This window comes from Acinetobacter sp. Colony158 (assembly GCF_019264745.1).
GTDB lineage: Bacteria > Pseudomonadota > Gammaproteobacteria > Pseudomonadales > Moraxellaceae > Acinetobacter > Acinetobacter ursingii.
The window spans coordinates 1,085,029-1,094,072 of sequence record NZ_CP078523.1 but is presented as its reverse complement, the minus strand read 5'-3'; the positions used below and the strand labels follow the sequence as shown (position 1 = coordinate 1,094,072).

Here is a 9,044-nt window from a genome sequence, read left to right as displayed (position 1 = left end):
TTGTTGTATTTCTCCCAGATCAACTTATGTCCTTTTTGCGCCAGCAATTGCTGTTTATTGGCGTTGCTTTTTTGTCTGCCTGTATCGGTGTTTATATCGGATGGGGAGATGCATTCACACTTAAAAAATTTTACTTATACATTGGCTATAACAAAGTTCTATTTGCCGTTTTATTTAATTACGCCATTATTCAGCTTTTCTTTATCGCCACTGGCCGTCAATATACGGCGTTGATTTTAAGTCAAATTTTTGTGATGTTTCTGAATTTTATTAATCAGAAAAAACAACAATATTTATTCAGCAATCTCAGTCCTGAAGACGTGTTTTTATTACCAGAGGCGATGAAAGCTTCTCCATGGTCATTACAACTGATTTTTTTCATTTTAATTGCACTGTTCCTCGTGGTATTGGTTGTCGCAATCAGAAAAGAAGAAAAAACAACGATACATAGTTATGTTCCGAACACCATTATTTTCTTTTTTATCAGTAGCAGTTTGATATATCTCAATTTTATAATGAATCCGACAGGGGCTTGTCAGCGTGACGATCGTCCCGCCATTTGTAATCAACTCGCAGATTTTCCCAATACACGAAATGACTGGGTTGGAGATTATCGTAAAATTCAAAATTATGGTTTTAGTACATTTTATATTTCTAAAATACTCGATCAGGTGACAGATCGGTTATTGCCCCGTGCGCAAGTGTCCGAGCAGGCGATACAGGATATTTTGCATCAAAATCCAGAAGTTAAAGGTACTTTGGCTGATGATGCAATAAAACCCAATATCGTGATTATTATGCAAGAATCCTTTTGGGATCCGCGACATCTGGATCAGGCTTTAGGGCGTAATTTATTGCCTTTTTTTCAGAAAAATCAGGTATCGCAATTGATTTCACCTTCATTTGGCGGTGGGACAGCCAATGTTGAATTTGAGGTATTGACCAGTTTAAACACGGCATTTTTTCCCAATGAATTATTGTATGTGTCTAAAGTGAAACGTCCGATTTATGCGTTACCCTTTTATCTGGATGGTTTGGGGTATCAAACCATTGCCATGCACAATAATTATGGCTACTACTATAATCGTAATAAGGTCTATCCTGCTTTAGGCTTTCAACAATTTATTTCTTTAGAGAATATGGTTTCGCAAGAAAAACGACCTCAGATATTTAACGCAGGCGGGTGGGCGACGGATGTGCTGATTTACGAAAATATTAAAAAAGTGTTACAGCAAGGGGATCAGCCCAAGTTTATTTATGCGATTACGGTTGAAAATCATCCAATGTACAATGATGATCGTTATGGCAAACAACAATTTAAGTTCAGCAAAACGCTTTCAGAGCTCAACCAACGAAAACTCAGTACGTATACGGCTGGCGTTGCACGAGCAGATCAGAAATTATCAGAATTAACTGCATATTTGAAAACCTTAAAACAACCCACCATTGTGCTGGTTTTTGGCGATCATTTGCCAAATTTGCAGGGCGTTTATGATGAATATGATTATTTTAAAAATGATCCAGAACGCACGGCTTTAAAGAACTATCAAACGCCTTTGGCGCTCTGGAGTAATTTTCCAATTCAGAAAAAAGTGTTACAGCAAGAGTCGACTCCAAGCAGTTTTGTGGCACCTAAATTATTGCAGGTCGCAGGATTGCTGCTTTCTCCATATTATCATTTTATGCAGCGCTTATCGGGCTGTTATGAGGTGATTCACCCTAAATTTTTGATGCCTGCTTCTGAGTGTAAGCATGATGCCAAGCAACTTTTAGAGCAGTATAAAAATATCAATCAGGATAGTTTATCGGGTGAAAATTATCTTTATGGTTTAAGTCTAACGCCAGACAATACGGCTGAGATTGAGTAATCTCAGCCGTATTTTAATTTGATTATTTAAGCCTGAATGAGTGCTGTTAACTCATCGACATAATCTTGCATTGGACGAGCCTGTTCACCGCGACTCTCGATATTCAAACGCAGTAAAGGTTCGGTATTGGAAGCACGTACATTAAAACGCCAAATACCAAAATCTAAACTGACACCATCCGTACGGTCGATTTGTGGATGTTGCGCTGCATAATGATCAAATAGTTTCTGAATGGTGATTTGCGTATCTGCCACTTTGAAGTTAATTTCACCACTACATGGAAACTTCGCAATCATATTCTCAACCAAAGTTGAAAGCGATTGACCTGTTTCAGACAGCAGCGCGATGGTCAGTAACCACGGAATCATGCCACTATCACAATAAGCAAAGTCACGGAAGTAATGGTGTGCACTCATTTCACCACCATAGACGGCATTGTGTTCGCGCATGACTTGCTTGATAAAGGCATGTCCAGATTTGGATTGTACGGTTTCACCCTGATATTTTTCCACAATATCTAAAGTGTTCCAGACCAAGCGTGGATCATGTACGATTTTTTCACCCGATTGTTTGATCAAAAAGGCTTGAGCTAACAGACCGACGATATAATAGCCTTCAATAAATTGACCTTTTTCATCGAATAGAAAACAACGGTCGAAATCGCCATCCCAGGCAATTCCCATATCTGCATGATGTTCAATTACGGCATCGCAAGTGCTATCACGGTTTTCAAACAAAAGTGGGTTAGGAATGCCATTTGGGAAAGTGCCATCTGCTTCGTGATGAATTTTAATAAATTCAACAGGTACATTCAGACTTTTAAATTTTTCTTCAATGGTATCAATCACGTGACCTGCCGCACCGTTGCCTGCATTGACCACCAGTTTTAATGGTTTGATCTTTGCTGGATCAATATAGCCCATCAGGTGATCGACAAACTCAGGAAGGATGTTGTAGTGACTGGTCGTTCCTTTAACCGCGACCTCTGTAAATTGACCAGATTCAGCCAAAGCTTGAATCTCTTTTAAACCTGTATCAGCACTAATCGGGCGCGCATTTTCACGTACCAGTTTCATGCCATTATAGTCCATCGGGTTATGGCTCGCCGTAACCTCAATACCGCCTTGTACATCCAGATGGAAGGCAGCAAAGTAAACTTCTTCGGTACCCGTCATGCCTAAATCGAGTACATTCACGCCTGCATCATTTAAACCGCGAATGGTGGCTTGTTTTAAGCCTTCGCTGCTTAAACGAATGTCGCAACCAATCACAATCGTTTTAGGTTGATAGATTTGTCCATAAGCACGACCAATGTTATAAGCAATATCTTCATTCAGTTCAGTGTCGAGTTTGCCTCGGATATCATAGGCTTTAAAGCAAGTTAGTGTCGTCATTTCTAGAATAGTTAGCGTTAAAAATTTGTGAAATGATTATACAGAAGTTTGGTTAAAATCCGAGTTGTAAATCAGAAGGTTTACATGATTCAACAGTATTGAATTGAAGCTCTTTTCAATTAGACTTTTTTTATCAACCCATTTTATTTCTTCCTATGGGAGAAAAATAAAGAGGGTTTAAACAATGATGAAAAAAGTTGATTAAAGACATTGATATCAGGACATATTTTTAAAAATTTCATAGCAGGATTTACGAAACCATTGATGACTGGTTTTATGATGACAACACATATGCCAGTGTTGTTTGATGCTATACGTTGGAAAATCGACAGGCGCATCCAGAATTTGTAAATTATCACGTGATAACAGTACTTTACTTAAATAATAAGGTACCGTCGCAATCGCATCGGTTTCCTGTACCATCAAGCCGACGCCAAGATAGCTCGGTAGGCGAATCAAAATATCACGCTTCACACCACTGTTTTGTAACGCATTTTCAATCTGGTAATGTCCCACACCTGTATCAATATCGATATGCAGTTCGCGCATATAATCTTCAATGGTAAAGTTCTGCGCGTTAATACGTGGATGATCTTTACGTGAAATCACCACATAGCGCTGTGAAAATAGTTTTTGTTGATAAAAGCCATCTTCAAGTTGTGGTAAAAACCCAATTGCCATATCAATCTCACCATTGGCCATCTGGTAACTGGTTTCCAGACTGATGGGACGGACATTGATGCGAATTTGCGGCGCACTTTGTGCCAAAAAATTGGAAATTTTGGGTAAAAGTACCAGATGTGATACATCGGTCATGGCAAGTGTAAGTATCATGTCAGATTTTGACGGTTCAAAATGCAGACTAAAATTATTAATGCTCTCGACTTTATTGATCACTTCACTGACCAAAGGGAAAATTTGTTTGGCCAGTTCGGTTGGAATCATTTCATTTCCGACCCGTAAAAATAGCGGATCATCAAAATGTTGGCGAATTTTAACCAAGCCATTACTAATCGTGGGTTGACTCACGCCAATCGCATCTGCTGCCATCGAAACACTTTTGGATTTATAAATATGATAAAAAATATTCAGTAAACGGCTGTCTAAATCGAACACCTATTTTTTCCTTTTCCCAAACAGATGAATTGACATCTTCTGTCAAGAATCTACCGATCTTAATGATTCGTCAATCCTTGTATAGATGGACTGATCTAAAAGCAGAACTGACGCTAATGAAAGTCTGGTTTATACGAAATTTGACTCAAAATTAAAACAGCGTTTTATGCCAAACACTATTTTTTGAAATCCGAGAATGATCAAGGTGGATTCTTGTGCTGAAACTTTAGTCGTATAGGTCAATCATACGATGCCCGCTAAACACCAGATTTTATCATGTTTTATTATTGGTCATACCAATAATGTTTTAAAGTTGCCCTTGAAATGCTGATATAGACTATTTATGATGCATTTGTTTATAAATTCCTTCTGTATTTTGTTTTTTAATTTAAATTGGTAATACCAATTTTAACATAAATACTGAATCGTGATGATTCATCAAACAAATATCTGGCAGCATTTCAAGGAGATGACAATGCTCAATGTTTGGCAGCAAGTTTATGATCCACTGGCGAATATCTGGCTTTCTAGTCTGATTGCCTTGATTCCGATTATCTTTTTCTTTTTAGCGTTGGCCGTATTTCGTTTAAAGGGCAGTATCGCGGCGACTTTAACCGTGATGATTGCATTGGCTATTGCGTTGTTCTTTTATCAAATGCCTGCGGCAATGGCCTTTGCTTCGCTCATTTATGGTTTTTTTTACGGATTATGGCCGATTGCATGGATTATTCTGGGCGCGGTATTCCTATATAAAATTTCGGTGAAAACAGGTCAGTTTGACATTATTCGTTCCAGTATTTTGTCCATTACTGAAGATCAACGTCTACAAATGCTATTGGTAGGCTTTGCATTTGGTACTTTTCTGGAAGGGGCTGCGGGTTTTGGCGCGCCAGTGGCGATTACCGCTGCTTTACTAATGGGGCTTGGTTTTAAACCTCTATATGCTGCGGGTCTGTGTTTGATTGTGAATACGGCGCCTGTTGCCTTTGGTGCGATGGGGATTCCGATTATTGTCGCAGGGCAGGTCTCCGGGGTGGATACCATGGAAATCAGCCAGATGGTGGGTCGTCAGTTACCATTTTTGGTCATCATCGTATTGTTCTGGATCATGGCAATTATGGATGGCTGGCGTGGTGTCAAAGAAACTTGGCCTGCGGTGTTGGTCGGTGGTGGTTCTTTTGCCATTGCTCAATATTTAACTTCAAACTTTATTGGGCCAGAATTGCCTGATATTACAGCGGCAATTGCCTCATTGGTCAGCTTAACTTTATTGTTTAAAGTCTGGCAGCCGAAGTATATTTTCCGTTTCGCCGAAGCAGAAAAGCTAGATCAACAAACGGCATCGGTCACCCAATATTCGTTTGCACAAATTGCCAAAGCATGGTCTCCGTTTGCGATTTTGACGGCGATGGTGACGTTGTGGAGTATTAAACCGTTTAAGGATCTATTTGTTAAAGGCGGTGCACTCGAACACTGGATTTTTAAAATCGAAGTGCCGGGTTTGCATCGTCTGGTGGAAAAAATGCCCCCGATTGTGACTGAACATACGCCTTATGATGCGATTTATAAGTTCGACTGGTTTTCAGCCACGGGGACTGCGATTTTTATTGCGGCAGTGATGAGCGTCATTTTCTTAAAAATGAATGCGAAGCAGGCCGTGGTGACTTTTGGCGAAACCTTGAATGAGCTAAAAGTTCCGATTTATTCAATTGGTATGGTCTTGGCCTTTGCCTTTATTGCCAACTATTCGGGTCTATCCGCAACTTTAGCCTTGGCATTGTCACATACCGGTCATGCCTTTACCTTCTTCTCACCATTTTTGGGTTGGTTGGGCGTGTTTCTGACGGGATCAGATACCTCATCCAATGCATTATTTTCTGCGTTACAGGCGACTACGGCACAACAAATTGGCATTCCAGAAGTGTTATTGGTCGCAGCCAATACCAGTGGTGGGGTCACTGGGAAAATGATTTCACCGCAATCGATTGCTATTGCTTGTGCAGCAGTGGGATTAGTTGGAAAAGAATCAGATTTGTTCCGTTTTACCGTAAAACATAGCATCATATTTACCATCTTTGTGGGGATCATCGTGACGGTACAGGCTTATATTGTACCTTGGATGATTCCTTAATTCGGTTTTGATTGAGGCGAAATTGAAGGAAAAATAATGCGAGTCTCTGATCAGGTGGTACAAAAGTTACAGGCGCTTATTGAGCAGCGTAATCTCAAACAAGGAGATCGTTTGCCTGCCGAGCGTCAACTCGCGACCAGTTTGGGGATCTCGCGTCCATCGCTACGTGAAGCGATTCAGCAATTGATTAGTCTGGGAGTTTTATCCAGTCGTCGTGGCGATGGTACTTATATTCAACAGCTACCTGAAACATGGTCGCAGCAGTTGATTGTTGAACCGATTAGCCATTTGATGCAGGACGATCCACATTATCGTTTTGATGTACAGGAATCGCGTTTGGTACTTGAAGGCGGGACAGCTTGGTATGCTGCTTTGCGTTCAACCGACGCTGATCGCGCCAAGATCCATCAGTATTTTGATGAAATAGCACGGCATCAGGCACATGGGGATTCCGCAGCAGCGGCAGTTGCTGATGCCAATTTTCATCTGGCGATTGCCGAAGCATCGCATAATGTGGTGCTGATTCAAATGATGCGCAGTTTATTTGATTTACTGCAATACAACGTCTTTTTAGGGCGTAAAAAAGTCTATGAACATCCGATTAGTGCCGATCTACTCAGTGATCAGCATTTTCAGGTGATGGATGCCATTGACCGTAAAGATGCTCAGGCAGCACGAGATGCAGTGTGTGGCCATATTGAATTTGTCATCGATCATGTACGTTCTCTGGATGAAGACGAAGCTCGCCAGAAACGTGCAACACGTTTAAACAGGATTGATCCAACATGATTATTTCTTCTTCAAATGATTATCGTGAAGCGGCGCGTCGTCGTTTGCCACCTTTTTTATTTCATTACATCGATGGCGGGGCATACGCAGAATACACATTGAAACGTAATGTTGAAGATTTATCGCAAATTGCATTAAGACAACGTGTGTTGAACGATATGTCCAGTTTGAGTCTGGAAACCAAACTGTTTAATGAAACCCTGTCGATGCCTGTAGCCTTGTCACCAGTCGGTTTAACCGGTATGTATGCGCGTCGTGGTGAAGTACAGGCTGCGGTTGCAGCCGATAAAAAGGGCATTCCCTTTACGCTTTCGACTGTGTCTGTCTGTCCGATTGAAGAAGTCACGCCTGCCATTAAGCGTCCGATGTGGTTTCAACTTTATGTCTTGCGTGATCGTGGTTTTATGCGCAATGCACTGGAACGTGCCAAAGCTGCGGGTTGTTCGACCTTGGTGTTTACCGTGGACATGCCTGTACCGGGCGCACGTTATCGCGATGCACATTCAGGCATGAGTGGTCCCAATGCTGCCATGCGCCGTTATTTGCAAGCTGTGACGCATCCGCAGTGGGCATGGGATGTCGGTTTATTAGGACGTCCACATGATCTGGGCAATATTTCCAAATATTTAGGTAAGCCGACTGGGCTAGAAGATTATATTGGTTGGTTAGGTGCCAATTTTGATCCATCCATTTCTTGGAAAGATCTGGAATGGATCCGTGAATTTTGGGATGGCCCAATGGTGATCAAAGGCATCTTAGACCCAGAAGATGCCAAAGATGCGGTGCGTTTTGGTGCAGATGGGATTGTGGTGTCCAATCACGGTGGACGTCAGCTCGATGGCGTGATGTCCTCAGCGCGTGCCTTGCCTGCGATTGCCGATGCAGTGAAAGGTGATTTGACCATTCTGGCCGATTCGGGTATTCGTAATGGACTGGATGTGGTGCGTATGCTGGCGTTGGGCGCAGATAGTGTCATGTTGGGTCGAGCCTTTATTTATGCACTTGCTGCCGCGGGTGGACAAGGTGTAAGCAATTTACTGGAACTGATTGATAAAGAAATGCGGGTTGCCATGACCTTAACAGGGGCAAAAAGCATTGCGGATATTAATGCGGATTGTCTGGTACAGGTTAATAAATTGATTCAAGCTTAAGTTGTTGCAAGGAGATGTTCATGCTGTCCCATGTTGATCCGAATGTATTGTCACAACTACAAAAGTTAGTCGGTAAAGCCTATGTGCTCACTGATGATCAACACACTCGGCAATACCGTCAGGGTCGACGTTTTGGTGAAGGCAAAGTGTTGGCCGTGGTCTGTCCAGGAACTTTGCTAGAGCAATGGCAGGTATTACAAGTCAGTATTGCAGCAAATTGTATTGTGATTATGCAGGCGGCCAATACGGGGCTGACCGGCGGCTCGACACCTTATGGCGAAGACTATGACCGTCCTGTGATTATCATGAGTACACGTCGTTTAAAAGGCATTCAGGTGATTCATGAAGGTAAACAGGTGGTGTGTTTACCGGGTGCGACGCTGGATAATCTTGAACAGATTTTAAAGCCTTATCAGCGTGAACCACATTCGGTGATTGGTTCATCCTGTATTGGCGCATCGGTGTTAGGTGGCGTGTGTAATAATTCGGGCGGGGCATTGGTACGACGCGGGCCAGCCTATACTGAGCTAGCACTCTATGCGCATGTGGATGATCAGGGACAGTTACGTCTGATCAATCATTTAGGCATTGATCT

At 41.9% G+C, this 9,044-nt stretch carries 7 protein-coding genes; 5 read left to right on the top strand and 2 right to left on the bottom strand.

The window, feature by feature from the left end:
• Positions 1 to 26 precede the first annotated feature (26 nt).
• Positions 27 to 1,868, top strand: coding sequence for an LTA synthase family protein (locus JR005_RS04250; RefSeq protein WP_218665797.1), 1,842 nt, complete (start codon positions 27 to 29; stop codon positions 1,866 to 1,868).
• 26 nt (positions 1,869 to 1,894) lie between these two features.
• Here JR005_RS04250 and JR005_RS04245 read toward each other — a convergent pair whose 3' ends face one another.
• Both JR005_RS04245 and JR005_RS04240 read right to left on the bottom strand, forming a co-directional pair.
• Positions 1,895 to 3,262: a phosphomannomutase CpsG gene (locus JR005_RS04245; protein WP_218665617.1), complete on the bottom strand. Its 1,368-nt coding sequence runs from the start codon at positions 3,260 to 3,262 to the stop codon at positions 1,895 to 1,897.
• Positions 3,263 to 3,478: 216 nt separating this feature from the next.
• Positions 3,479 to 4,378: a LysR family transcriptional regulator gene (locus JR005_RS04240; protein WP_004988740.1), complete on the bottom strand. Its 900-nt coding sequence runs from the start codon at positions 4,376 to 4,378 to the stop codon at positions 3,479 to 3,481.
• A 469-nt stretch (positions 4,379 to 4,847) separates the two neighbouring features.
• On the opposite strand from JR005_RS04240, the gene lldP reads away from it, so the two are divergent.
• From lldP to JR005_RS14485, 4 genes are all read left to right on the top strand, one after another.
• Entirely contained in the window at positions 4,848 to 6,509 is a 1,662-nt protein-coding gene (lldP, locus tag JR005_RS04235) for an L-lactate permease (protein WP_171456474.1), read from the top strand.
• A 36-nt stretch (positions 6,510 to 6,545) separates the two neighbouring features.
• A complete protein-coding gene (lldR, locus tag JR005_RS04230; protein WP_218665616.1) occupies positions 6,546 to 7,298 on the top strand; it encodes a transcriptional regulator LldR in 753 nt (250 codons plus the stop codon).
• Complete coding sequence (gene lldD, locus JR005_RS04225) at positions 7,295 to 8,449, top strand: FMN-dependent L-lactate dehydrogenase LldD (RefSeq protein ID WP_151814392.1); 1,155 nt, start codon at positions 7,295 to 7,297, stop codon at positions 8,447 to 8,449. The genes lldR and lldD overlap by 4 nt, the downstream gene beginning before the upstream one ends.
• A gap of 20 nt (positions 8,450 to 8,469) precedes the next feature.
• The coding region (locus tag JR005_RS14485; RefSeq protein WP_228731746.1) for an FAD-binding protein at positions 8,470 to 9,044 on the top strand (575 nt) is incomplete at its 3' end.